The sequence below is a fragment of the Nocardiopsis sp. TSRI0078 genome, assembly GCF_001905145.1.
GTDB lineage: Bacteria > Actinomycetota > Actinomycetes > Streptosporangiales > Streptosporangiaceae > Nocardiopsis.
The window spans coordinates 111,732-133,779 of record NZ_LWLB01000008.1; the positions used below are offsets into that span (position 1 = coordinate 111,732).

Genomic DNA, 22,048 nt, shown 5'->3' on the forward strand with positions numbered 1-22,048 from the left:
CGTGCCCGATGGAAACCGACCGGTCGGTACCTCCTCGCGGGCGGTACCGGCCGGCCTCCCTCACCCCGCCTGGGCCCCGCCCGCCGCCTCCCGGCGCTCGGCGCCACGCCGCAGCACCGCGCGCAGGGCCAGCTCGTAGCCGAAGACACCGCATCCGGCGACGTAGCCCGCGGCCACCGGCGCGGTCACCGACGTGTGCCGGAACTCCTCGCGCGCGTACACGTTGGAGATGTGCACCTCCACCACGGGCGCCTCGACCGCGTCGATCGCGTCCCGCAGCGCGATGCCGTAGTGCGCGTAGGCGCCGGGGTTGAGCACCACGCCGGCCCAGCCGCGCGCCTCGTGGATCCGGTCCACCAGAGCGCCCTCGCTGTTGCTCTGCGCGCACACCACCTCCACGCCCAGCTCCCTGCCGAGGGAGGCCACGCGCCGCTCGACCTCCTCCAGGGTGGTGGTGCCGTACTGCGCGGGGTCGCGCGTCCCCAGGAGGTTGAGGTTGGGACCGTTGAGCAGCAGGACGGTGCGGGACGGGTCGGACACAGCGGACATGCGGGTCAGCTCTCCTTCTCGAGTCGGTGGCAGCCAGCCTAGAGGGCCCGGGCGAGGAGCCCATGGCCCCGGTCACCCCGGAACCGCACGGCAGGTAGCATACCGACCAGTCGGTCCACGATTCCTAGGAGGCGACCCGTGGCGTCCACCCTGCTGTCCGCACGCGACCTGCAGTTCCTGCTCTACGAGTGGCTCGACACCGAGGCGCTCACCAGCCGTCCCCACTACGCCGACCACTCCCGCGAGACCCTCGACGCGGCTCTGGAACTGGCCGAGCGCGTGGCCACCGACCACTTCGCGCCGCACAACAAGGCCAACGACGCCAACGAGCCCCACTTCGACGGCGAGCGCGTCCACGTCATCCCCGAGGTGGGGAAGGCCCTGGAGGCCTACGCCGAGACCGGCCTGAGCGCCGCCGGGATGCCCGCCTCCGTGGGAGGGGGCCAGCTCCCGCACGCGGTCTCCAGCGCGTGCAGCGCCTACTTCCAGGCCGCCAACCTGGGCACCTCCGCCTACCCCTTCCTCACCGCGGGCAACGCGCGCCTGCTCCTGGCGCACGGCAGCCCGGAGCAGATCGACACCTGGGTGCTTCCCATGGTGGAGGGGCGCTTCACCGGCACCATGTGCCTGTCCGAGCCGCAGGCGGGCAGCTCCCTGGCCGACATCACCACCCGCGCCGAGGCCGGGGAGGACGGCACGTACCGGCTGTTCGGCAACAAGATGTGGATCTCCGCGGGCGACCACGAGCTGACCGAGAACATCGTGCACCTGGTGCTCGCCAAGATCCCCGGCGGCCCGCCCGGGGTCAAGGGCATCTCCCTGTTCGTCGTGCCCAAGTACCTGCTGGAGGACGACGGCTCGATCGGCGAGCGCAACGACGTCGTGCCCGCCGGACTCAACCACAAGATGGGCTACCGGGGCACCGTCAACGCGCTGCTCAACTTCGGCGAGGGCCGCCACACCCCCGGCGGGCGGCCGGGCGCGGTCGGCTACCTGGTGGGCGAGCCCCACCAGGGGCTGCAGTACATGTTCCACATGATGAACGGCGCACGGATCGGGGTGGGCGCGGGAGCCACCGCCGTCGGCTACACCGGCTACCTCAAGTCCCTCTCCTACGCCCGTGAGCGCCTTCAGGGCCGGCCGCTGGGCGCCAAGGACCCCGCCCAGCCGCAGGTGCCGATCATCGAGCACACCGACGTGCGCCGGATGCTGCTCGCGCAGAAGAGCTACGTCGAGGGCGCGCTCGCCCTGGTGCTGTACTGCGCCCGGCTGGTGGACGAGACCGCCAGCGCCGAGGACGAGGACGTCCGCCGACGCGCCCACCTGCTTCTGGACGTGCTCACCCCGATCGCCAAGAGCTGGCCCTCCCAGTGGTGCGTGGAGGCCAACAGCCTGGCCATCCAGGTGCACGGCGGGTACGGCTACACCCGCGAGTACGACGTGGAGCAGCACTACCGGGACAACCGGCTCAACCCGATCCACGAGGGCACCCACGGCATCCAGGCCCTGGACCTGCTGGGGCGCAAGGCCGTGCTCGACGACGGCGCCCGGCTGACGCTGCTGCTGGAGACGGCGCGGGAGACCGTGGCCCGCGCCCGGGAGCTGGGCGGCCCCGAGGCCGAGTACGCCGAGCTGCTGTCGGCGGCCCTGGACCGGACCGCGGAGACGGCGGCGGCGGCCTGGGCCGAGGGCGACCCGGCCGTGGCACTGGCCAACGCCACCCCCTACCTGGAGGCGGTGGGCCACGTGGTGGTGGCGTGGCTGTGGCTGGAGCAGCTGGTGGCCGCGCACGGCCGCGAGGGCGGCTTCTACGAGGGCAAGCGCGCCGCGGCGGCCTACTTCTTCCGGCACGAGCTGCCGCGCACCGGCCCGCAGTTCGACCTGGTGGCCTCCCGCGACCGCACCGTCCTGGACGTCTCGCCCGACGTGCTCTGAGGGGTCGCGGAAGGGGGCGGGCCGCCGCGTCCGGGGCCCGCCGACGGGTGGGGGCGCGCGCCCCGTCCTGGACGGCGGTGTGCCGGAGGTGGTCTCCCCCGCCCCCGCCCGGTCCCGGGCGCCGGGGTGCGTGCCCCGTTTCCACCGCGCGGGCTCCGCGGCCGGTTCAGCTCGTGACGTGCCGCTCCAGCCACTCCAGGAGGGGGCGCAGCGCCCGCCAGTCGGCGCGGACGGTGTCCAGGAGCGCGGGTGAGCACAGCTCGCCGGAGCGCTCCACGTGGTGCTCGGCCCCCAGGGAGCGGTAGCGCAGCAGGTGCACGCGCGGGTGGTCGCCGCCGTAGCCACGCGGGTGGGTCTTGAGGGTGTCCCCGACGAGGTCGAAGCCCTGACCGGCCAGTTCGTCGACGATCCGGTCCAGGCGCGGGCCCTCGCGGCCGTCGTCGACGCCCTCGCGGAAACGCTGGACCTGCGCGCTCGACATCGCGTGGTAGCCCGCGCCGACCCACAGTCCGTCCAGGCCCAACTGGAGGTAGCGGCCGACCGTGCCCTGCCCCTGACCGGCCAACCCCACGTGGGTCTTGTAGGGGCTCTTGTCGTGGGAGAAGCGCGTGTCACGGTTGGGTCGGCCCACCTTCATCGGACCGAACTCCTCCTCCAGCGCTCCGGCCAGGGCGCGGGCGGGCTCGCGCACGGCGCGCACGTAGACCTCGTGGTGGGCGTGGAAGTACTCCTTGGAGTTGTCGCGGGCCAGCCCGTCGAAGAACGTGAACGTCTCCTCGGTGAAGCCGGTGAAGTCCATCCCTCTCCTCACACGATGGTGGCCGGTGCGCCCTTGGCGCCCTACCCCGCGGTGGTCCCCCGAACCCGCCGGCCAACAGCCTCCGACGACCACCGTCCCGTCGGCGGCCGTTCCCCGGTAGGGGCCGGCGTCGGCCATCGCGCTTCCCCCTTCCCCGGGAGGTGTACCCGCGCGTGAGGGGCCCGGTCCCCGCGACCGCACCATCCTGGACGTCCTCCCCGACGCGCTCTGGCCGGGGGCCGGTCGGCAGCACTCGCCCACAGCACGCACAATGAAGGAATCCCCTCCCCTCTCTCCAGGACGGACCCGCGGGTTCTCGTCGAACCGATCTCCTGAGGAAAGCCGTGAAGAATGATCTGCGCGCCCATGTCGCCGTGGGCCACCACGCCGAGCGGGCCGTCCCCTGGACCGTGCTCCTCGCGGTGCCGGGGCTGTGGATTCCGGACCTTCCCGCCTGGGCCCTGGCACTGGGTTTCGCGCCGATGTACGCGGCCATGGCCCTGCACTGGGCGACCCACCGCGGCAGGTTGTGCGAGCTGTGCGCGGCCGACATCCCCCTGAGCGGCTCGGAGGTCGCCGAACGGTGGCGGCGCCCCCTGCGCACCTTCCACTGGGTCGCCGAGCACATGGGCCGCGCCGCCCTGGTGGCCGCCGCCGTGGTGATCGCGCTCGGGTTCCTCGTCCCCGCAGCGGGGGTCTCCCTGTTCTTCGTGCTCGTCTCGACGGGCCTGCTGTGGGCCATGCGGCACTCGCGTGTCGCGGTGTGGTGCCCCTGGTGCAGGCACGGGGGCGGTGAGGACGAGGAGACGCCGGTGGTGCCGCCCCGGCCCACGGTGACCGCCTGATCCGGCCCCCGGCCGTCCCCTCCCCGGGCCCCGCCGGGGGCGGGGTTCAGCTCCTGGCGGGGCGCAGGCGTCCGGTCTCGGGTACGTCCAGCACGAACACGTGCCCGTAGTCGGCCTCCTCGTAGCCGAGGTCGACGTTGGCCACCCGTACACTGCGCGGACCGACCTCCAGGATCCGCACCGCGATCGGCTCCCCGCGCCCGGGCAGGCTCAGCAGCCACGGGTCGGCGAGGTAGGACAGGCCGCGGGCGTCCAGCGCGGCACGGGCGTCCTCCTCCCCGACGGGGCCGTCCACGGGGTGGCCGAGGAGCGTGACCGGACGGTACCTCTCCCCGCCCACGGGTTCGAGGTAGCCGAGCACCTCCCCGTCCTCCTCCCGCCGGTGGGCGTGCCAGTGTCCGGGGATCACGCCTGCCCCCTCCATCCCAACCGTTCGTGGGCGTAGACCCTCATGGCCTCGCTCTGGTAGTCGGCCAGGCCCGGGGCGACCCTGTCGTAGATCTCGCGCCAGGGCCCCTCCTCGGCGTAGACGTGGCCCAGGTTGGCGAAGGCGTTCGCGTCGGGTGTCCACGTACGGTTCACCGTCAGGTAGTGGGCGTGCACCTCGCTCTGGACCACCGGGTCGCCGGCCGGGGTCCCGGCCGCCATGTGCACGGCCATCCGCCCCATCTGGGCGGCGACCTCCGCGCGGCCCCGCGCCCAGTCGTCCTCGGTCAGTCCCTCCGTGGCCCGCATGGCCTGGCCCCACTCGTTCGGCCACTCGGTCCGGGCGTGCTCGGTGTAGAAGGAGGTGTCGAATCCGGCGAACAGCTCCTCGGGCCGGTTGGCGGCCTCCATGGCGTCTCCCTCCTCCAGTGCGTCGACGGTGCGGCGCACGGTGGCGGCGAGGGTGTCGATGCGGTCGCGCTCGGCCAGCAGGCCGCGCAGGTGCTCGCGCAGCGCCTCGGCCTGGCCCCGGTGCTCGTCGAGCACCCGGGCGATGTCGGCCAGTCCCATGCCCAGCTCGCGCATCAGCAGGATGCGCTGGAGCCGCAGGAGCTGCTCGTGTCCGTAGTGGCGTATCCCGCCGGGGCCGGTCCACGCCGGTTCCAGCAGCCCGATCCGGTGGTAGTGCCGGAGTGTTCGGGAGGTGACCCCGCTCATACGGCACACCTGCGCCATCGGCCAGGACATCGCGGCCTTCCCCTCACCGGGCCGGTCCGTCCGACCCGGGAACGACGTTAGGGGTTGACGTTACGTCAACCGCAAGCCGTCCGCGGTCGGTCCGGACAGTCCGGGAGGAGAGGCTCAGCCCACGTAGCGCCGGGCCTTGGACTCCCGGCGGGGCCCCTCCAGGGCGCGCAGTCCCCGCTCCACCCCGGGCGGGACCGGCCTGCGCTCCCTGAGCACCCACGGCAGGCCCGCCAGCGCCTCGGCGACGGCCATCGCGCTGGAGCGGTCGCGCGGCACCGACCGCAGGACCGACCAGGTGTGCCGCCACGCGCCGTCGGCGGGGCGCCGCAGCCAGGCGGTCCACAGGGTGTTGCGGATGCCCAGGCGGCGTCGCCGGGAGGGGTCGCGTACCGGGGAGGCGGCGTGGTGGGCGACCGTCTGCTCGTCCCAGCACATCCACCACCCGGCGGCGGCCAGGTCCAGCGCCAGCAGTTCCTCCTCCCCGCCCAGCCACAGGCGCGGGGAGAAGCCCCCCACCTCCTGGAAGGCACGGACGCGGAACACGGTGACCCCGGCCAGCACCCCCAGCAGGGCGGGCCCGGGCAGCCAGTCGGGGCCCGGGACCGGCGAGTGCCGCAGCTCGGGGGTGAGGGGGTCCTCGTGTCCCCCGGGTTCGACGAGCAGGCGCGCCGTCACCGAGCCCAGGCCGGGGTGGGCGTCCAGCAGGTCGGCCGCCCGTTCGAGGGAGCCGGGCTCCCACCAGGTGTCGTCGTCGCAGAAGGCGACGTAGGGCGTGTCCAGGGCCTCCACGCCGACGTTGCGGCCCACCGAGCCCAGGTTGGCGCCCGCCCGGATGAGCCGTACCCACGGGTGGCGCCCGCCGACCGCGTCGGCCGTGCCGTCCGTGGAGGCGTTGTCCACCACCACGGTCGGCGGCGGCCCGGGCAGGTCCTCCAGGCGGTCCAGGGTACGCAGCAGCTCGTCGCGGCGGTCGCGGGTGATGACCACGATCCCGACGCGGGCGTCCTCGCTCATGCCTCCTCCAGCAGGGACAGGTCGCGTTCCACACGCGCGGGCACCGGGCGGCGCCGCGCCACCGCCGCGGGCAGGACCCGCAGCGCCCCGGCCAGGGCCGCGCGGGAGACCGGATCGCGCAGTGAGCGCCCGGCCAGCCGCGCCGTCCGGGTCAGGACCAGGCCCGGACGGCGGCGCAGCCAGACGGTCAGCAGGGCGTTGCGCTCATCCAGCGTCCGCCGCCACCTGCCGGGCGGGCGCACGGAGGAGGGGTGGTGGTGCACGTGTACGTGTTCCAGGTGGCACAGGCCCCAGCCCGCCGCCGCGAGGTCCTGGGCCAGGAGCGCCTCCTCCCCGGCGAAGAACAGCAGCGGGTCGAAACCGCCCACCTCCTTGAAGGCCTCGCGCCGCACCACGGCCGCGCAGGCCAGGAAGCCGAGTATCCGCGGCCCCGGCAGACCGCCGCCGGGCAGCGGGCTGCGCGCCAGCGCCTCGTTGACCGGGTCCGGCCTCTCCTCCTCCCCGACGAACACGGACGCCGCCACGAGTCCCAGGCGCGGGTGGGCGTCCAGGGCGTCGGCCGCCGCCTCCAGCGCCCCCGGCGCCCACCAGGAGTCGTCGTCGCAGAAGGCGACGTAGGGCGTGTCCGCGCGCGCCACGCCGGTGTTGCGGGCGGCGCACCCGGCGTTGCGGGGCTCGCGTACGAGTTGGACGTCGGGGAACCCGGAGCGGACGGCCTCGGCGGTGCCGTCGGTGGAGGCGTTGTCCACGACCACCACGGGCGGCCGGGGCCGCAGCCCCTCCAGGTGCCGCAGCGTGCGCAGCAGCTCGTCGCGGCGGTCGCGGGTGGCCACCACCACGGTGACCCGCGAGTGCTCCGGGTTGCCCACTCTGTCCTCCCTGTCGTCCTCGGTCCCTCGCCCGGCCGCCTCAGTTGGCGGGTGTGGCCCCCTCCGCGAGGCCGTCGTAGCGGGAGCGCTGTTCCACGAAGTAGGCGACGGTGCGCCGCAGACCCTCCTCCAGGCGTATGCGCGGACGCCAGTTCAGCACCTCGTCGGCCAGGCGGATGTCGGGTCGCCGGAAGCGCGGATCGTCCTCCGGGCGCTCGACGAACGTGATCCCCTCCCGCGCGCCGGTGACGTTCAGGACGATGCGGGCCAGGCTCAGCACGGACAGCTCCTCGTCGCTGCCGATGTTGATCGGACCCGTCGCCTTGCTGTCGGCCAGGGCGAGCAGGCCCAGCACGGTGTCCTCCACGTAGCACAGCGACCGTGTCTGGTGGCCGTCGCCGGCCACGGTCAGGGGCCGGCCCTCCAGCGCCTGGGTGACGAAGGTGGGCACCATCCGGCCGTCGTCGGCGCGCATGCGCGGCCCGTAGCAGTTGAAGATGCGTGCGATCCCCACGTCCGCCCCGCGCGCCCGGTGGTGGGCCATCGTCAGGGACTCGGCGTAGCGCTTGGCCTCGTCGTAGACGCTGCGCGGGCCGACCGGGTTGACGTTGCCCCAGTAGGTCTCGCGCTGCGGGTACTCCAGCGGGTCTCCGTAGACCTCGCTGGTGGAGGCCAGGACCAGGCGCGCGCCGTACTCCTCGGCCAGTGCCAGGACGTTGCGGGTGCCCAGGCTGCCCACCTCCAGCGTCTCCACCGGAAGGCGCAGGTAGTCCGGCGGCGAGGCGGCCGAGGCCAGGTGGAACACCGTGTCCACGGGTTCGTCCAGTGCGAGCGGTTCGGTGAGGTCGGCCTCCCTCAGTTCGAATCGCGGGTGCCCGGCCAGATGCCCCACGTTCTCCGCGCGGCCGGTGGCGAAGTTGTCCAGGCACACCACGTGTGTGCCCCTCTCCAGCAACCGTTCGCACAGATGGGAGCCGATGAATCCGGCACCACCGGTGACCAGGGCCTTTCCTCTCGACGCGGGTTCACGCATCGTCGCCCACCTCCTCGGAGGGTCTCACCACTTGCCTGGGTCTGTTGTTGGAGGGCTGGGTCGGCGGGGCGTGTCCGGGCGCCGCCGGGCTTCCGGCGGCGCCCGGACACGTGGCCGGAGCGGAGCAGCCGGAACCGCCTAGGGCCAGGACGGCTCCTGCGAGGGGCAGACGACCAGCTCGCGCACCTCGCAGCCGGGCGGCTGGCGCAGCGCGAACACCACCGAGCGGGCCACGTCCTCGGGCGCGTTGAGCTTGGCGTCGGGGCCGGGCTTGTACTGGTCGGGCCTGCCGTCGAAGAAGGACGTGCTCATGCCTCCGGGAACCAGGAGCGTCACCCCGACCTGGCCGGCGAGTTCGGCGGCCAGAGCCCGGGTGAAGCCCACGACCCCGAACTTGGAGGCGCAGTAGGCGGTGGCGTCGCTGAGCGCGCGCAGGCCGAGGGTGGAGGCGCAGTTGACGATCGTGCCCTCGGAGGAGCGCAGGTGCGGCAGGGCCGCGCGGGTCACGGCGGCGGTGCCGAGCAGGTTGACCTGGACGACCCGCTCCCAGTCGTCGGCGGACACGTCCGTGAGCGTGCCGCAGGCGTCGGTCCCGGCCGCGTTGACCAGGGCGTCGATGCGCCCGTGCTGGACGACGACCTGCTGGACGGCGTGTTCGACCGCCTCGCGGTCGGCCAGGTCCACCTGCTCGAAGGGCAGGTCGTTGCCGGGGTGCTGCCTGTCGAGGATGATCGGGTGCCCGCCCTCGGCGGCCACGGCCTCGGCCGTGGCGGCTCCCAGGCCCGAAGCGCCTCCGGTGATCAGCGTGTTTCCGAGTGGACGCATATCTCCCCCGTTTCCTCATGTCGGTACTCGTCTGTGGTGACCGGCTCGGAGCCGGTGGTCTGTGGGCGGTCGGCGCGGAACCGGCCGTCTAGCGGATGGGCACGTTGTCGCGGCCCCGACCGCGTATGCGGGTGATCAGCCCGGTCGTGGAGTGGCCGGGCAGGAGCGGCACGGTGACCACCTCTCCCCCGGCCCGCCGTACGACGGGTGTCTCCGGCAGCTCCTCCACGTCGTAGTCGCCGCCCTTGACCCACACGTCGGGCCGCAGTTCCTCCAGGGCGCGTTCGGGCGTCTCCTCCCCGAACACGACGACCTCGTCCACGCAGTCGAGCGCGGACAGCACCCGGGCGCGGTCGCGTTCGCCGACGACGGGCCTGCCGGGACCCTTGAGCGCCCGCACGGAGGCGTCGCTGTTGAGCAGCACCACGAGGCGGTCCCCCAGGGCCCGGGCCCGCCGCAGCAGGTCGACGTGGCCCGCGTGCAGGACGTCGAAGCAGCCGCCGGTGGCCACGACCCGCTCGCCCCGTCCGCCGACCGCGTTCCGCGGAGCGGGCGTGCGCGGGGCGGGCGCGCCGGGACGCGGGCGGGTGTGGGCCGAGGCGCCGCCCCGGGCCACGAAGGCCGACGCCGAGCCGACCCCGTGGCGGACGGCGTCGCGCACGTGAGCTCCGTCGGCCAGTGCCGTGGCGCACGCCGCGGCGAAGGCGTCGCCCGCCCCGCAGGTGTCCTCCGGCGCGTCCACGGGCTCGCCCGGCACCAGGGCGTACTCCCCGGCCCCGCCGGCCCATGCGGCCCCGTGCGCGCCGAGGGTGACGGCCACGGAGCGCGTCCCCCACACTCCGGCCAGTTCGCCGGCCCGATGCAGGGCCCGCTCGCCCCCGTCCTCCGACACCTGGGCCTCGACCGCGTTGGGCGTGGCCAGGTGCGCTCCGGGCAGGGGCGCCGCACCGCGCGGATGCGGGTCCCACACGAGCGGGACGCGGTCCGCGCACGCGGCCAGGGCCTCGCGCACGGCGCTCTGGCGGGTGAGTCCGTGCCCGTAGTCGGCCACCAGCACGGCCGAGGCGTCCGCCAGGGCCCGCGCCACCGCGGCGCCGGACGCGGTCTCCTCCACGCCGTCGCATCCCTCGTCCAGACGGGCCACCGTGCGCCCGTTGGCCTGGACCCGGGTCTTGGTGGGCGTGCGCTCCATCAGGGGCATGCCCACGAGGGCGACCTCCCCGTCCAGGAGGGCGGCCAGGTCGTCGGCGGCCGCGTCGCGGCCCACGGCGGTCACCAGGACCACCTCACGGCCGCCCTCGCGGGCGCACAGAGCGGCCAGGGCCGCGCCGCCCGGCCGGTACCAGGTCTCGGTCCCCTCCAGCACGGGCGCGGGCGCGTCGGGGCAGTCGCGCCGTGACACGCCCCGCATGTCCACGTCGAGCAGGGCGTCGCCGACCACCACCACGGGTCCTTCGGCGGCGCTCACGTGGCGGCCCTCCGCGCCGGGACGAACACCCCGTGCTCGCGCGCCGCCAGCTCCCGGTCCACCGCGGCGCAGAACACGTGGACGAGCGCCAGGTGGACCTCCTGCACGGTCGAGGTGCTCGGCGCGGGGACCGCGACCGTCTCGTCACTGAGCGACTCCAGGGCGCTGGGGCCCGGACCGGTCATCGACCAGCAGGTGACGCCGAGTTCGTGCGCGGCCTTGGCCGCGGCGACGACGTTCTCACTGTTGCCGCTGGTGGACATGCACACCAGCAGGTCGCCGGGCCGGGCGTGTGCGCGCAGCTGGCGCGCGTAGACCTGGCGGTACCCGTAGTCGTTGGCGATGGCGGTGACGCTGGAGGTCTCCGCGTGCAGCGCGATGGCCGACAGGGGTGCGCGTTCGTCCTCGAAGCGCCCGGTCAGCTCGGCCGTCAGGTGCTGGGCCTCGGCCGCGCTGCCGCCGTTGCCGCAGGCGAACAGGCGCTGCCCGCCGCTCAGGGCCCGCGCGGCGCGGCCGCCCCACTCCTCGACGAGGGCCGCGTCGGTGTCGTCCAAGGCGGAGCTGAGCCGCCTCAGGTGCGCGTGCATCACTCCTCACCTCCCCAGGCCGTGGTGCCGACCGGCGTGCTGCTGACCGTGCGGGGCGCCGGAACGCCGGCCACGGCCGTGCCGGTCACGTGCAGGTAGCACTCCTCGGTACGCCGGGCCACCTCCGCCCAGGAGTAGTGCTCCCGGGCGCGCTCAGCCGCAGCGTCGGCGAAGGAGGACCTGGCCTCCTCGTCGGAGAGCAGCCAGCGCACGGCGCGACCCAACCGCTTGGGCGACCGGGGCGGCACGAGCAGGCCGGTCTCCCCGTGCACGACGGTGTCCACGTGGCCGCCCACGCGTGAGGCCACCACGGGGGCGCCGCAGGCCATCGCCTCGACGGTGGAGATCCCGAAGGGCTCGTACCAGGGCACGTTGACGGCCACGTCGACCGACCTGAGCAGGGCGGGGACCTCGTAGCGGTCCACGCACCCCAGGAAGCGGACCCGGTCGTCGACGCCCATGCGCTCGGCGACCATGCGCAATCGCACCGCCTCGGGCTGGGTCCACAGGCGGTCCAGGTCGGCGCCCCCCGCGATGACCAGTTCGGCGTCGGGCACCTCGGCCAGCGCGCGGATCACGGTGTCCACGCCCTTGCGCCTGACCAGGCGGCCCAGGCTGAGCAGGCGCGGACGGTCGCCGCGCGCGGCGGCGGGTCCCTCCGGGGTGAAGCGGGAGGTGTCCACACCGCAGGGCACGACCGCGACGCGCTCGGGCGGGACGCCCCACTCACCGAGTTCGCGGCGCTCGTCGGTGGAGGTGGCCACGACCATGTCGCACTGGCCGGCCACGGCGCGCTCGGTCGGGATGCGCTCGACGGGGCTGGTGTCGTCCGAGCCCTGGTGGCGGTGCTTGACGGTGCCCAGGGCGTGGAAGGTCTGGAGGACCGGCAGGCCCAGGGTGTTGGCCGCGCGCAGTGAGGCGAAACCGCTCATCCAGAAGTGGGCGTGGACGACGTCGGGCCTGTGGATCCGCCAGGCCGCCCGCAGCCGCTGCGCGAACTCGGGCATGTACCGGGGCAGCTCGTCCTTGCTGATCGGGGCCGCCGGTCCGGCGCGCACGTGCTCCACCCGCACTCCCGGCCCCATGGACACGGTGTCGGGTTTCTCGGCGTCGGTGCGGCGCGTGTAGACGGCCACCTCGTGTCCGCGCGCGGCGAGCGCCGCGGCCAGCTCGGCCACGTGGACGTTCTGGCCGCCCGCGTCCTCTCCGCTGATCGCCGCCAGCGGGCTGGCGTGTTCGGAGACCATGGCGATCCTCATGACGTCACCTCCTGTAGCACCCGGTCCCAGTCGTCGAGGAACCTGGTGAGCCCGTAGCGGCGCAGGGCCGCCGCGCGTGCGGCCCTGCCTGTGCGGAGGGCGAGGTCGCGGTCCTCATGGAACGCGTGCAGTGCCTCCGCGAGTACTCGGGGGTCGGTCGAGACGGTGCCCGCCTCCGGTGGTACGGCCTCGTGCGCCTCGGTGGTTCCCAGGACGGCGACGGGGAGGCCGAGCATCATGGCCTCGATGAGGGAGAGGCCGAGCGAGGTCCACCGCAGGGGGTGCGCGTAGGCGCGGCGGCGGGCGAGCTGGTCGTGCATGGCGCCCTGGGGCAGGTCCTCGTGGGCGCGCAGCCGCGAGGCCGGCAGCCCGAAGTGGTCGGGGACCCCGGCCACGCCCATGCCGAACAGGTCCAGGGGCACCCGCTCGGCGAGCGCGGGGAGCAGGTCGGTGCCGGTGAAGCGCCAGCGGCGCAGGGGCTCGTTGAGCACCACGCCCGCGCGGTCGATCTCGCCGGTGTAGCGGTACCCGGGGTCGGGCACGCCGTGCTCGACCACCCGGGTGGGGGCGCGCCCGCAGTCCCAGAACAGGTCGTTGAAGTGGGTGACGTGGACGACGGGGATGTCGTCGCGGTCGGCCACGGGGTGGCGGGTGACCGGCACGTCGTCGCGGGGGGTGTTGTGCTCGACGTAGACAGCGGGCACGTCCCTGCCGAGGGTGCGGCCCAGGAGCCTCTCGGCCAGGGCGATCTCGTGCGGGCGCTGGAGGATGACCAGGTCGGGTTCGCTCCCGCGTATCTGCTCCCAGGGCGTGTCCACGGCGTTGCGGGGCCAGTCCCACGTCCGTGCGCGGCCCCGCCCGTCCGGCCCCCGGTCGGGGGTCACCGGCAGCAGGCAGGTGTGCCCGCCGTGGACGAACGCGGTCGTCCACGATCCGTGGACGTGCCAGAGCAGGATCCGCAGGACGCGCCGGGGCGTCCGGGCCTCGCCCTGGGACATGTCGGCCGGAGCCGTCCCGACCTCGGCGGTCGGGGCCGGGCTCGGCGTCGGGTGGTGGACGGTCATCGCTCCCCCAGGAGTTCGTCGACGGCGGTCAGGACGTCGTCGGAGGACACGGAGTTCAGGCAGGGGTGCCCGGGCACGGGACAGGTCCGGGCCCGCGTGTCGGCGCAGGGAGCCCGCTGGTCGCCCAGGATCCGCACCGGTGTGCCGTAGGGGGCCCATGCGGAGGCGGGCACGACCGGGGAGAAGAGCGAGACCACGGGCGTGCCGACCGCTGCGGCCAGGTGCGCGGGGCCGGTGTTGCCCGAGACCAGGACGGCGGCGCGGTCGAGCAGGTCGGCCAGTTCGGCGACGGTGGTGCGCCCGGCCAGGTCCGTGCCGCCGCGCGCGGCGACCTTCCCGGCCAGGTCCGCCTCACCCGCCGAGCCGGTGACCAGGACCCGGTGTCCGCGCCCGGCGAGCGCGGCGACGGTCTCGGCGGCCAGCTCCGGCGGCAGCTCCCTGGAGGGCGCGTCCGCGCCGACGTGGACCACCGCGTACCCGTCCGGCCCGGTCAGCTCCCGGGTGTCGGGCAGCGGACGGCGTACGTCCAGGCGCCCGGTCTCGCCGGCCGCGGGCGGGTACCCGGCGGCCTCGGCCAGGGACAGCATCCGCTCGGCCTCGGGGATGCCGTGGGCCACGTGGTGGCGTACGTCGAGCAGGCTGCCCGGGTAGTCCTCGCTGACGGCGCAGATCCGCGCCACCCCGGCCATGCGCAGGATCAGGGCCAGCGGCAGGGCCGACTGGTGGAAGGAGGTCAGCAGAACGGCGGCGTCCGCGCCGACGCGGGACAGGCGCTCCACGAGGCCGGTGACCTCCTCGCGGTCCACCGGAGGCGGGTCGGCGGCGATCCAGGGGGCGCACCAGGTCATGACCTCGTCCACGCCCGGCAGCAGCGCGGCGGCCTCGGCTCCCCGGGGACCGGCCAGGTAGACCACCCGGTCGGCGCCGTGGGCGACGGCTCGTACCGCCGGCCCCGACAGCAGGACGTCGCCCATGCTGTCCAGTCGTGCCACGAGCACGGTGCCACCGCTCACGGAGCGCCCCCTCCCAGGAGGCGCAGGACGGCGGCCTCCAGGTCGGGTACGGTCTCGGGGGCGGCCCGGCGCTCCGCGTCCAGGGTCGCCGCGGTGGGCACGAGCACCCCGCGCGCGCCCGCGGCGCGGGCGGCGTCGACGTCGGCCCCGATGTCGCCGACCAGCGCGCACTGGGAGGCGAACAGCCCCAGTTCGGCGGCGGCGGAGTGGACCATGCCGGGTTCGGGCTTGCGGCACCGGCAGCCGTCCTCCTCGCCGTGCGGGCACACCTGCCAGACGTCGAAGGGGCCGAGCAGTTCGTCCACGCGCCGGTTGACCGCCTCCACCTGGTCGGGGATAAGCAGGCCGCGGGCGATCCCGGACTGGTTGCTCACCACCCCGACGGCGAGTCCGGCGCGGCGCGCCAGGTCCAGTGCCCGCGCGGCGGCGGGCGTGGGCCGGACCTTGTCGGGGTCGCCGTTGTAGGGGACGTCCTCGACCAGGGTGCCGTCCCTGTCGAACAGGATCGCCCGGACACCGGTGGCCGGGCGCGCCCCGGCGTGGCGGACCTCGCCGCGCAGCCGCTGCCAGCAGGCCAGCGGCGGGATGAGCACGCTGGTCACCGCCATGTCGGCGACCTCGGCGGCGGTGGCGGGACCGCCGAGGACACGCCGCCCGGCGAAGGCGGCGGTGCGCGCCGCCCACAGGGCGCCGAGTGCGGTGGCCGTCCTGCGGTGCCCGGCCAGCGCGGCCCCGGCCGCGGCCGCGAGCGCGGCCGTGGTCACGACGTGCCCGCGCAGACCGCCGGGCCCCTCGCCGACCCGGTCGCGCCAGCCGCGGCCGTGCAGGCGGTCCATCAGGGCGTTGTCGGCGTTGCCGCGCTGGGCGGGGAGGCTGGACCAGCGGCCGCCGCCGCGCAGCGGGTGCACGCACTCGCGCTCGCCCCGGACCAGGGCGTATCCGGCGTCCATGACCCGCAGGGCCAGGTCGGTGTCCTCCCGGTAGGCGCGCGGGAAACGCGTGTCGAATCCGCCGACCGCCTCCAGCGCGCTCCTGCGGTAGGCCATGTCGGCGGTGATCCACCGGGCGCCCTCCAGGGCCAGGGTGGCGCGTTCGGCGTCCGTGGGAGCACGTCCCTCGGGGTCGGGCACGATGATGCGCCCCTGGCTCGCCCCCGTCTCGGGGGGCAGGGAGGCCAGGTCCGCGCACAGGCGCTCCGGCCAGTCGTCGGGCGGGGCGACGTCGTCGTCCAGGAAGGCGATCCACTCGCTGCGGCAGGAGTGCCATCCGGCCTGGCGTGCGGAGGCGGGGCCGCCGCCCCCGGTACGCAGGACGCGCACCCGGGCGTGGTCGGTGCCGGGCAGGGGCCCGGTCTCCGTCAGGGGCCGGTCGTCGGCGACGACGATCTCCTCGGGCGCCGCCTCGGACGGCGCGTCGAGCAGGGGCCTCAGCACGCGGGGCAGCGTCCGGCGCCCCACGGTGGGCACGACGACCGCGTAGCGGGGCGCGCTCATCGGTACACCCTCTCCCTCGGGTGGCGGCGGACGACGAACGGTCCGATCGCCAGGACGTCCACGGGCGCCGAGCCGAAGCACTCCAGCGCGTCGCGCGGCGAGTCGACCATGGGGCGTCCGGCGGTGTTCAGGCTGGTGTTGACCAGCACGGGCAGGCCGCTGCGCGCCTCGAAGCGCTCCAGCAGGCGCGAGGTGAGCGGGTCGTCGGAGGGTGAGACGGTCTGGACCCGGGCGGTGCCGTCCACGTGGACCACAGCGGGTATGCGGTCGCGCCAGTCGGGGTGCACGTCGTGGACGAAGAGCATGTAGGGGCTGGGCAGGGGGCCGCCGGAGAAGATCTCCGGTGCCCTGCGCTCGGCCACCATCGGCGCGACGGGCCGGAACTGCTCGCGGCCCTTGACCCGGTTGAGCCGTTCGAGGTTGCCGGAGTTGGCGGGGTTGGCGAGCAGGGAGCGGTGCCCCAGGGCGCGGGGCCCGTACTCCGAGCGGCCCTGGAACCAGGCCACCAGGGCGTCGCCCTCCAGGGCCTCGGCCACGGTGTCGGCCAGGTCGTCGGGGCGCTCGAACTCCACGTCGGCCTCGCGCAGCAGGTGCCACAGCTCGTCCTCGTCCCAGGAGCGGCCCAGGTCGGCGCCGGGCATGGGCGCGACGTGGTCCTCCACCAGCGAGGCCAGGTGCAGTGCGCCGCCCAGCGCGGTGCCCGCGTCTCCGGAGGCGGGCTGGACCCACACCTTCTCGAAGGGGCTCTCGCGGGCGATGCGGCTGTTGGCGACGCAGTTGAGCGCCACCCCTCCCGCCATCGTCAGGTGCGGGCTCCCGGTCCGCTCGTGCAGCCAGCCGAGCACCCCCAGGAGCGCCTCCTCCATGGCGGCCTGCACACTGGCGGCGAGGTTGGCGTGCTCCTTGGCGGGCTCCTGGCCGGGCACGCACCGCTCGGCGAAGGAGCTCCAGTCCACGCCGGAGGCCCGGACCAGCCCGTCGCCCTCGTAGCGGATGCGCTCGCGCAGCCGGTCGAGCATGGTGGGCTCGCCGTAGGAGGCCAGGGCCATCACCTTGTACTCGTCGCTGGAGCGGTGGAAGCCCACGTGCTCGGTGAGCTCCTCGTAGACCAGGCCCAAAGACTCGGGCAGCGGCTGACGGGCCAGGACCTCCAGGCGCCCTCCGGTGTAGACGCCCGCCAGGTGCGAGGTGCTCTCGCCGCGCCCGTCGGCCACGAACACCGCGCACTCGCCGCTCCCGGCCCCGGCAGGGGCCGCGAGCCCGGTGGAGGCCGCGTGGGCGACGTGGTGGGGTACGTAGCTGACCTTGGCCGGGTCCAGGCCCGGCAGGGCGGTGGCGAGGAAGTGCGGCGCGCGCTCGACGTAGAACGTGCGCAGCCGCTCCCAGCCGCGGTCCTGTCCGGGCCCCTCGGGGTCGGACAGGGCGGGGTCGTAGGAGTAGGTGACCGCGTCCAGATCGGCCGGGCGCAGGCCCGCGTGCTCCAGGCACCAGCGCATCGACTGCACCGGCAGTTCCCAGGCCGAGAAGGGGACCGCCTCCTTGCCGTGCTTACGCCGGGAGAACCTCTCCTCCTCGGCCGCCGCGACGGTGTGACCGTCCACGACGAGCGCCGCCGCCGGATCGTGGAAGACGGCGTTGACACCGAGGATTCTCATGACCGCTCCCTCCTGGACAAGTCCGTGCACTCGTACGCTGAGCGCACTCACTCGACTACCAGTCGAAGCGACGACTAAACATGGGGCGGAAGCAGGCACACGCGTCCCACCTGCCCCGGCAATGGGCACGGGGACGGGGACCGGCCGTCGGCACCGGACGCGTGAACGGCCCGCCGACACCGAACGCGTGTGCAGGAGCCGACACCCCGTTGACATGCGGTGGAACACCATGTTTGCCCCGGTGGATGCGGGCTATGGGACGGGTGAGGCCGAGGAGTGTTCCGGGCTCCCTCGCCCGCACCGGCGAGGCCGCCTCCCGGGCGCGGGACCGCCCGCAGGGACACGACCGAGGCAGAAACCGGCAGAAAGGAGCAGGCCATGCCGCGAAGCATCGACGAGGTGATGAGCACCCCGGTCCGCACCGTCTCACCGGACACGTCGCTGCGCGAGGCCGCGGAGATCATGCGCGACTCCGACGTGGGCGACGTGGTCGTGACCCAGGACAACAGGATCATGGGCATCCTGACCGACCGCGACATCGTCGTGCGCTGCGTGGCCGAGGGCGGTGACCCCGAGCAGCACACCGCCTCGGACATCTGCAGTTCCGAGTTGGCCACGGTGCCGCCCCAGAGCGGTATCTCCGACGCGGTGCACATCATGCGCACCAGCGCCGTGCGCCGCCTCCCGGTGGTGGACGACGACCGTGTCGTGGGTGTCGTGAGCATGGGGGATCTGGCACGTGCCGTCGACGAGGACTCCGCTCTGTCCGATGTCAGCGCCGCCGACCCCAACCGCTGAGCGTCCCGCCGGGGACGTGCTCCCGCTCCCGCCCGGCCGAGGAGGCCCGGGCGGGAGCGGGCCTTCCCTGCTGGTGTCGCGGGCACTGGGGCTCGGTGACTTCGCCACCGCCGTCCCCGCGCTGCGCGCGCTGGAGGGGGCACTGCCCTCGTGGCACCGGATCCTGGCGGGCCCCTCGTGGTACCGGCGCCTGGTCGCGCTGGCCGGGCTGCGCTGGGAGGTCCTGCCGACCGCGCCGCTGTGCGTCCCGGACGGGGCCTCCGCCCCCGACCTGGCGGTCAACCTGCACGGCAGGGGGCCGCAGAGCACGGCGGCCCTGGCCTCCCTGGGGCCGGAACGGCTGTGGACCCACGGGCATCCGTCCGCACCGGAGTGGCCCGGCCCCGAGTGGCCGCAGGGGGTCCACGACGCCGAGGTCTGGTGCCGCCTGCTGCGCCTGCACGGTGTGGCGGCCGATCCGGACGACCTGAGGTGGCCGCGTCCGCCGGAGTGGTCGGACGGGCCCGGACAGAAGAACGCGGTGGTCACGGGGGACACCGCCGTCGTCCATCCCGGAGCGGCCTCGGAGTCGCGCCGGTGGCCCGCGGAGCGCTTCGCGCGTGTGGCCGGGCACCTGGCGGCCTCGGGGCTGCGCGTACTGGTGACCGGATCGGAGCGCGAGGCGGCCCTGGCCGAACGGGTGGCCGAGGCCGCGGGGCTCGGGCCCAGGGCCGTCCTGGCCGGGCGTACCTCCCTGGACCTGCTGGCGCGCCTGGTCGCCGAGGCCCGGCTGGTGGTGTGCGGGGACACCGGTGTCGGCCACCTGGCCACCGCCTACGGCACTCCGTCGGTACGCCTCTTCGGGCCCGTGTCCCCGAGGCTGTGGGGCCCCCGGGTGGACCGGGACCTCCATGTGTGCCTGTGGTCCGGGCGGCTCGGCGACCCGCACGCCACGACGCTGGACCCGGGCCTGGCGGCCATCGGCGTCGACGAGGTCCTCGCCGCGTGCGACACCGCGACCGCTGCGGCCGCCGACCGCGCGAACGGGCGGGGGGTCCACGAACGACGGGCTGCCGGCGAACCCTGATTCCTCGTGGAGAGTGCGCCACGCCTCCCGGCGGGAGGCGTGGCGCACTCTCCGCACGCTCCGGTCCCCCGCCGGCCGCAGGTGCGGACCGTCCCGGTCCCGGGTCCCCCAACACCCGGACAAGCTTCCTCCAAGTCGTGGTCCCGCGCTTTTCGGAACCGTACTCATGGGCACGTACACGCTGCGTACCACCGGCCCCGAAGCCGCGTCCGCCGGGCAGGCCGCCGAAGCCGCCGCCCTCCAGCGCCGTCCACACGAACACACCCGTGGACACCGCGTGCCGGAGGGCGACCGGACATCACGCGACGACGCGGACGAAACCGGCCCCGGGCCTCAGCGAAGTCCATCGACGAGTGAGGTCTTAGTGTCCGCCAACACCGAAGCCGTGGATGCCTCCTCGACCTCCTCCGCCTCGGCGGAGGAGCTCCTGGCGGCCCTGAAGGCACTGTCGAGCCAGGACCCGCGCGCCATCGTGCTGTGCGAGCGCGTGATGGACCTGTACCGTCCACTGGTGCAGCGGATCGCCCGCCGCTACGACGGCAGGGGCGAACCCTACGAGGACCTGAAGCAGACGGCCATGCTCGGGCTGGTCAAGGCCATCCACGGCTACGACCCCGACCGCGGGAAGCCGTTCATCTCCTATCTGCTGCCCACGGTCACCGGGGAGATCAAGCGCCACTTCCGCGACCACACCTGGGCCGTGCGCGTACCGCGGCGGCACCAGGAGAACCGCAGCCAGCTCAGGCGCGTCACCGGCGAGTTCCAGCAGACCCACGCGCGCACGCCCACGACCGCGGAGCTCGCCGGGGCGATGGGGATCTCCGAGGCCGAGGTACGCGAGCTGACCCAGGTCTCGGCCGCCTACCGCTCCCTGTCCCTGGACGCGCCCGACGCCTCGGGCTCCGGCCGGGGGGCGAGCGTCCCGCTGGAGGACCACCTGGGCAGCGAGGACGAGGCCCTGGAGCGGGTGGTCGAACGCGAGTCGATCAAGCCCGCCCTGGCGCGCCTGCCCGAGCGGGAGCGCAGGATCCTCATGCTGAGGTTCTTCGGCGACCACACCCAGTCCGAGATCGCCGAGGCGCTGGGCTACTCCCAGATGCACGTGTCCCGGCTGCTCGCGGGGGTCCTGGACCAGCTGCGCAGGGAGGTCGTCCCGGACCCGGCGCGCGGGGACGGCGGCTCCTGACCCGGCCGACCGCCCCCGACGCCGCCGTTCAGTCCCGTGCGGCCTCGGTGAAGAAGCGGTGCACGGTGCAGGTCAGGGGCCTGCCCCGCACCAGCCCACCGTGCAGTCGCCGGAGCGCTTCGCGGTAGGTGTGGGCGTCGAAGCCGGGTACCTGCCACGGGACCATGCGCAGGTAGAACACGAGCGCACCGACGTCGAGGAAGCGGCGCAGCGCCCTGGCCTGCCGGGTGCGGGTGACGGTCAGACCCGCCTCCTCCAGCCCCGTGACGGCCGCGTCCAGGTCCCAGCGCGCGTCCCGGTCGGGCGGAGGCCCCTCCAGGAGGGCGCTGAGCTCGTAGCCGTCGTTACCGCCGACCTGCTGGTTGGCGAAGACCCCGCCGGGCGCGAGGACCCGCCGGACCTCCCCGGGGTCGTAGGCCTCGTGGCGGTCGAGCACCACACCGAACCGGCCCGGGGGCAGGGGCAGGCTTCCGCCGGGACCCGGCTCGACCACCTCCACCCCCAGGGGCGACAGCCTGCCGCGCGCGACGGGGACGTTCGGCGGCCAGCCCTCGGTGGCCCGGGAGCCGGGAGGCAGCGGAGCCAGGCCGGAGAGGAACTCGCCTCCCCCGGTGCCCAGGTCCAGGACCGGACCAGGTGCCGCGCGTACGAGTTCCCGGGCGCGGTCACCATAGGACCAGGGCAGCGGTTCCTCGACCATCCGGCCGTCCAGGAAGCGGAAGTCCCATCCCGAGACCGGGCGCCGCACGGCCTCGTCCACCAGGTCGTCGAAGTCACGCATGGGCCTCCCCCTTCACGGTTCCGTGGGTCCCGACCATTCTCGGGACCGCACGGGGCTCTCCCAACCGGATGGACGACACGGGGCGACACCGGTGACGCGTTCGGACGTACACGGTCGAGACCGGACGCGGACGCCCGCCGGGGGCCGGTGTCCGTAGCGTCGGGGGCATGACCGCACAGAACCGCCCCGCTCTCGGCCTGCCGTGGACCGCCCTGGTCGGGCTGGCCCTGCTCGCAGTACCCCGCGTGGTACTGCACGACCTCGACCTCATCCAGGAGGGCACGTTCGTCAACGCCCTGTTCGTGTTCGTCCCGCCGCTCGTGTGGGTGGCCGCGGCCGTCCTGGCGCGGGTACCGAACCCGTTCCTGACGCTGCTGGTGGTCGGCCTGTTCCACGGGGTCCTCCTCGCGCTGGGCCACCAGTTGCTGTGGAACATCTCCTGGGACGGGAACCCGCCGACGCTGGGCGGCAACCTCGGCGACCTGCCGTCCGTCGTGCACACGGTCGTCGTCCGTGGCTTCGCCGTGGTCAGCAGCCTGGTCACCGGCGCGGTCGTCGGCGCCGTCACCGGTCTCGTCGCCTGGGGGGTCGACAGGGCCGTGCGCCCCCGGTCCCGCGCGTCCTGACGGCGGCGTA

At 74.5% G+C, this 22,048-nt stretch carries 22 protein-coding genes; 6 read left to right on the forward strand and 16 right to left on the reverse strand.

Annotated elements, in window-relative coordinates; all coding sequences use genetic code 11:
- Positions 1–60: 60 nt before the first annotated feature.
- Positions 61–549: a type II 3-dehydroquinate dehydratase gene (gene aroQ, locus A6A08_RS09045; RefSeq protein WP_073702088.1), complete on the reverse strand. Its 489-nt coding sequence runs from the start codon at positions 547–549 to the stop codon at positions 61–63.
- 138 nt (positions 550–687) lie between these two features.
- On the opposite strand from aroQ, the gene A6A08_RS09050 reads away from it, so the two are divergent.
- The gene (locus A6A08_RS09050; RefSeq protein ID WP_073702089.1) at positions 688–2,484 is read left to right on the forward strand and encodes an acyl-CoA dehydrogenase; all 1,797 of its coding nucleotides are present in this window, start codon (positions 688–690) and stop codon (positions 2,482–2,484) included.
- A 166-nt stretch (positions 2,485–2,650) separates the two neighbouring features.
- Here A6A08_RS09050 and A6A08_RS09055 read toward each other — a convergent pair whose 3' ends face one another.
- Positions 2,651–3,283: a DUF2461 domain-containing protein gene (locus tag A6A08_RS09055; RefSeq protein WP_073702090.1), complete on the reverse strand. Its 633-nt coding sequence runs from the start codon at positions 3,281–3,283 to the stop codon at positions 2,651–2,653.
- Between the two features lie 344 nt (positions 3,284–3,627).
- Between A6A08_RS09055 and A6A08_RS09060 the strand changes: the two genes are divergently transcribed.
- Entirely contained in the window at positions 3,628–4,128 is a 501-nt protein-coding gene (locus A6A08_RS09060; RefSeq protein ID WP_143181723.1) for a hypothetical protein, read from the forward strand.
- Positions 4,129–4,174: 46 nt separating this feature from the next.
- Here the strand turns inward: A6A08_RS09060 and A6A08_RS09065 are convergent, their stop codons facing one another.
- From A6A08_RS09065 to A6A08_RS09125, 13 genes are all read right to left on the reverse strand, one after another.
- On the reverse strand, positions 4,175–4,537 hold the full coding sequence (locus tag A6A08_RS09065) for a hypothetical protein (RefSeq protein ID WP_073702092.1): 363 nt from the start codon (positions 4,535–4,537) through the stop codon (positions 4,175–4,177).
- On the reverse strand, positions 4,534–5,301 hold the full coding sequence (locus A6A08_RS09070) for a MerR family transcriptional regulator (protein ID WP_073702093.1): 768 nt from the start codon (positions 5,299–5,301) through the stop codon (positions 4,534–4,536). The genes A6A08_RS09065 and A6A08_RS09070 overlap by 4 nt, the downstream gene beginning before the upstream one ends.
- A gap of 114 nt (positions 5,302–5,415) precedes the next feature.
- Positions 5,416–6,315 (reverse strand): glycosyltransferase family 2 protein, encoded by a 900-nt coding sequence (locus tag A6A08_RS09075; RefSeq protein ID WP_073702094.1) that lies wholly within the window; start codon positions 6,313–6,315, stop codon positions 5,416–5,418.
- Positions 6,312–7,184 (reverse strand): glycosyltransferase family 2 protein, encoded by an 873-nt coding sequence (locus A6A08_RS09080; protein ID WP_073702095.1) that lies wholly within the window; start codon positions 7,182–7,184, stop codon positions 6,312–6,314. The genes A6A08_RS09075 and A6A08_RS09080 overlap by 4 nt, the downstream gene beginning before the upstream one ends.
- Before the next feature lie 40 nt (positions 7,185–7,224).
- On the reverse strand, positions 7,225–8,217 hold the full coding sequence (locus A6A08_RS09085; RefSeq protein ID WP_073702096.1) for a UDP-glucuronic acid decarboxylase family protein: 993 nt from the start codon (positions 8,215–8,217) through the stop codon (positions 7,225–7,227).
- 138 nt (positions 8,218–8,355) lie between these two features.
- Complete coding sequence (locus A6A08_RS09090) at positions 8,356–9,042, reverse strand: SDR family oxidoreductase (protein ID WP_073702097.1); 687 nt, start codon at positions 9,040–9,042, stop codon at positions 8,356–8,358.
- A gap of 88 nt (positions 9,043–9,130) precedes the next feature.
- Positions 9,131–10,453, reverse strand: coding sequence for a D-glycero-beta-D-manno-heptose 1-phosphate adenylyltransferase (rfaE2, locus tag A6A08_RS09095; protein ID WP_143181727.1), 1,323 nt, complete (start codon positions 10,451–10,453; stop codon positions 9,131–9,133).
- A 53-nt stretch (positions 10,454–10,506) separates the two neighbouring features.
- Entirely contained in the window at positions 10,507–11,097 is a 591-nt protein-coding gene (locus A6A08_RS09100; protein ID WP_073702099.1) for an SIS domain-containing protein, read from the reverse strand.
- Positions 11,097–12,356, reverse strand: coding sequence for a glycosyltransferase (locus tag A6A08_RS09105; protein ID WP_073702100.1), 1,260 nt, complete (start codon positions 12,354–12,356; stop codon positions 11,097–11,099). Before A6A08_RS09105 ends, A6A08_RS09100 begins: the two co-directional genes overlap by 1 nt.
- On the reverse strand, positions 12,353–13,420 hold the full coding sequence (locus A6A08_RS09110) for a glycosyltransferase (protein WP_073702101.1): 1,068 nt from the start codon (positions 13,418–13,420) through the stop codon (positions 12,353–12,355). Before A6A08_RS09110 ends, A6A08_RS09105 begins: the two co-directional genes overlap by 4 nt.
- Positions 13,417–14,433 (reverse strand): glycosyltransferase family 9 protein, encoded by a 1,017-nt coding sequence (locus A6A08_RS09115; RefSeq protein WP_073702102.1) that lies wholly within the window; start codon positions 14,431–14,433, stop codon positions 13,417–13,419. Before A6A08_RS09115 ends, A6A08_RS09110 begins: the two co-directional genes overlap by 4 nt.
- Positions 14,430–15,926 carry an HAD-IIIA family hydrolase gene (locus A6A08_RS09120; RefSeq protein WP_073702103.1) on the reverse strand — a complete coding sequence of 499 codons (1,497 nt, stop codon included), beginning with the start codon at positions 15,924–15,926 and terminating at the stop codon, positions 14,430–14,432. Before A6A08_RS09120 ends, A6A08_RS09115 begins: the two co-directional genes overlap by 4 nt.
- Positions 15,923–17,581 carry a carbamoyltransferase C-terminal domain-containing protein gene (locus A6A08_RS09125; protein WP_073702104.1) on the reverse strand — a complete coding sequence of 553 codons (1,659 nt, stop codon included), beginning with the start codon at positions 17,579–17,581 and terminating at the stop codon, positions 15,923–15,925. Before A6A08_RS09125 ends, A6A08_RS09120 begins: the two co-directional genes overlap by 4 nt.
- A gap of 378 nt (positions 17,582–17,959) precedes the next feature.
- Between A6A08_RS09125 and A6A08_RS09130 the strand changes: the two genes are divergently transcribed.
- From A6A08_RS09130 to A6A08_RS09140, 3 genes are all read left to right on the forward strand, one after another.
- On the forward strand, positions 17,960–18,379 hold the full coding sequence (locus tag A6A08_RS09130) for a CBS domain-containing protein (protein WP_073702105.1): 420 nt from the start codon (positions 17,960–17,962) through the stop codon (positions 18,377–18,379).
- 70 nt (positions 18,380–18,449) lie between these two features.
- Positions 18,450–19,445: a glycosyltransferase family 9 protein gene (locus tag A6A08_RS09135; RefSeq protein ID WP_242422237.1), complete on the forward strand. Its 996-nt coding sequence runs from the start codon at positions 18,450–18,452 to the stop codon at positions 19,443–19,445.
- A gap of 364 nt (positions 19,446–19,809) precedes the next feature.
- Positions 19,810–20,631: a SigB/SigF/SigG family RNA polymerase sigma factor gene (locus tag A6A08_RS09140; protein WP_073702107.1), complete on the forward strand. Its 822-nt coding sequence runs from the start codon at positions 19,810–19,812 to the stop codon at positions 20,629–20,631.
- Between the two features lie 28 nt (positions 20,632–20,659).
- Here the strand turns inward: A6A08_RS09140 and A6A08_RS09145 are convergent, their stop codons facing one another.
- On the reverse strand, positions 20,660–21,412 hold the full coding sequence (locus A6A08_RS09145) for a class I SAM-dependent methyltransferase (RefSeq protein ID WP_073702108.1): 753 nt from the start codon (positions 21,410–21,412) through the stop codon (positions 20,660–20,662).
- Positions 21,413–21,579: 167 nt separating this feature from the next.
- Between A6A08_RS09145 and A6A08_RS09150 the strand changes: the two genes are divergently transcribed.
- Positions 21,580–22,038 carry a hypothetical protein gene (locus A6A08_RS09150; RefSeq protein WP_073702109.1) on the forward strand — a complete coding sequence of 153 codons (459 nt, stop codon included), beginning with the start codon at positions 21,580–21,582 and terminating at the stop codon, positions 22,036–22,038.
- Positions 22,039–22,048 lie beyond the last annotated feature (10 nt).

Excerpts from the sequence above, each read along its gene's own strand:
- A6A08_RS09070 (WP_073702093.1), bottom strand. The coding sequence starts at position 5,301 with ATGTCCTGGCCGATGGCGCAGGTGTGCCGTATGAGCGGGGTCACCTCC.
- A6A08_RS09110 (WP_073702101.1), bottom strand. The coding sequence starts at position 13,420 with ATGACCGTCCACCACCCGACGCCGAGCCCGGCCCCGACCGCCGAGGTC.
- A6A08_RS09085 (WP_073702096.1), bottom strand. The coding sequence starts at position 8,217 with ATGCGTGAACCCGCGTCGAGAGGAAAGGCCCTGGTCACCGGTGGTGCC.
- A6A08_RS09105 (WP_073702100.1), bottom strand. The coding sequence starts at position 12,356 with ATGAGGATCGCCATGGTCTCCGAACACGCCAGCCCGCTGGCGGCGATC.
- rfaE2 (WP_143181727.1), bottom strand. The coding sequence starts at position 10,453 with ATGCGGGGCGTGTCACGGCGCGACTGCCCCGACGCGCCCGCGCCCGTG.
- A6A08_RS09100 (WP_073702099.1), bottom strand. The coding sequence starts at position 11,097 with ATGCACGCGCACCTGAGGCGGCTCAGCTCCGCCTTGGACGACACCGAC.
- A6A08_RS09055 (WP_073702090.1), bottom strand. The coding sequence starts at position 3,283 with ATGGACTTCACCGGCTTCACCGAGGAGACGTTCACGTTCTTCGACGGG.
- A6A08_RS09120 (WP_073702103.1), bottom strand. The coding sequence starts at position 15,926 with ATGAGCGCGCCCCGCTACGCGGTCGTCGTGCCCACCGTGGGGCGCCGG.
- A6A08_RS09150 (WP_073702109.1), top strand. The coding sequence starts at position 21,580 with ATGACCGCACAGAACCGCCCCGCTCTCGGCCTGCCGTGGACCGCCCTG.
- A6A08_RS09075 (WP_073702094.1), bottom strand. The coding sequence starts at position 6,315 with ATGAGCGAGGACGCCCGCGTCGGGATCGTGGTCATCACCCGCGACCGC.
- A6A08_RS09130 (WP_073702105.1), top strand. The coding sequence starts at position 17,960 with ATGCCGCGAAGCATCGACGAGGTGATGAGCACCCCGGTCCGCACCGTC.
- A6A08_RS09090 (WP_073702097.1), bottom strand. The coding sequence starts at position 9,042 with ATGCGTCCACTCGGAAACACGCTGATCACCGGAGGCGCTTCGGGCCTG.
- A6A08_RS09145 (WP_073702108.1), bottom strand. The coding sequence starts at position 21,412 with ATGCGTGACTTCGACGACCTGGTGGACGAGGCCGTGCGGCGCCCGGTC.
- aroQ (WP_073702088.1), bottom strand. The coding sequence starts at position 549 with ATGTCCGCTGTGTCCGACCCGTCCCGCACCGTCCTGCTGCTCAACGGT.
- A6A08_RS09125 (WP_073702104.1), bottom strand. The coding sequence starts at position 17,581 with ATGAGAATCCTCGGTGTCAACGCCGTCTTCCACGATCCGGCGGCGGCG.